Origin of the sequence: Rhodococcus sp. IEGM 1318, assembly GCF_033142465.1 — a bacterium.
GTDB lineage: Bacteria > Actinomycetota > Actinomycetes > Mycobacteriales > Mycobacteriaceae > Rhodococcus_F > Rhodococcus_F qingshengii_B.
Genome location: NZ_JAWLSC010000009.1, coordinates 213488 through 214845, shown reverse-complemented (window position 1 = coordinate 214845; position 1358 = coordinate 213488). Strand labels below are relative to the sequence as shown.

Annotated in this window: 1 protein-coding gene; it reads left to right on the top strand. The window is 62.7% G+C overall.

Annotated features, from left to right (window positions below):
• Window positions 1-110 precede the first annotated feature (110 nt).
• Window positions 111-1286 (top strand): lipase family protein, encoded by a 1176-nt coding sequence (locus R4P65_RS21560; protein WP_317828088.1) that lies wholly within the window; start codon window positions 111-113, stop codon window positions 1284-1286.
• Window positions 1287-1358 lie beyond the last annotated feature (72 nt).

Here is a 1358-nt window from a genome sequence, read left to right as displayed (position 1 = left end):
ACCAGGTTCGACATGGGTATGAGTGAAACACACAGGGTAATGGATCCCGCGTGGGTCCGGACGAGGGGAAAACGTTGAAACTGCGAACCAAACGGGTGTTTACCGGATCGATGCTGACTGCCGCGGCGCTGACCGCCACACTGCTCTCCGGGTGGACTGCACAGGCAGATCCCGCGTATCCCGCACCGGACCCGGACCCGTTCTATTCGCAAGCAGCGGCCGAGGGGACCGCCGGCACGCCGATCTCCGTACGGCGAGCCCCCGATCTGACGACTTTTCCGGGCGTCGCGATCTGGCAGGTCAGTTACCGGTCCACGAACTCCGAGAACAAGCCGATTGCCGCGGTCAGCACTATCCTGGTCCCGCCGAATCAAACGCAAGACGGCCCCCTGCTCTCCTATCAGCACATCGTCAACGCACTCGGAACAGGTTGTGCGCCATCGCGAGCGCTCTACGCATCGGATCCCAACATCGTCATCCGTGAAGCACCCATCCTCAACGTCGCTCTGCAGCGCGGATGGACAATAGCGCTTCCCGACCATCTCGGACCCAACAGCGCATACGGCGCCGCAAGACTGGGCGGACAGATCACGCTCGACGGCATACGCGCCGTCCAGAAAGTCCCAGAATTGCGTAGCGGCGCCAGCCCAGTCGGCATCGCTGGATACTCCGGAGGCGGTATGGCCACCGCGTGGGCAGCTGCGCTGGCGCCGACCTACGCACCCGAGGTCAACCTCGTCGGTGTTGCCGAGGGCGGCGTTCCGATGAACCTGTCCAAGATGGCCAATGGACTCGGGCAAGATCCGCACCCGGCATTCGGCCTTGCCTTCGCCGCAGCGATGGGCCTCGAGCGGGAGTATCCCGACCTCTTGCCGCTCAGTAACCAACTCAACGACCTCGGTCGGTCGATGCGGTCCGAACTCACCAATGCCTGCACCAACGACATCCTGAGAGTTGGCGCCGGGCGCAGCGCTTCCCAGGTGTCTACGTCGACTTCCCTGTTGTCCAGTCCTGAAGTGCGAAAGGTGATGGACGACAACAGCGTCGAACTCTATCCAGGAGTACCGACCGCCCCCGTGTTCGAATGGCACACGCCCGACGACGTGCTGATTCCCATCGATTCGGTGGTCAACACCATTTCGAGGTACTGCGCCGCAGGAGCAACAATTCAATCCCAACTGTTCCCCAGCCCGGACCACCTCACCACCGCTGTCCTCGGTCTACCCACCGCGTTCGAGTATCTACAGGACAGATTCGACGGAGTGCCCGCGCCACGGTCGTGCTGAAGATCTCTGGCGTGATGTATCGAGCAGGCGCGGCGCGTGGCCAACTCCGTGTGCCCGTGGCATCGTTGAGTG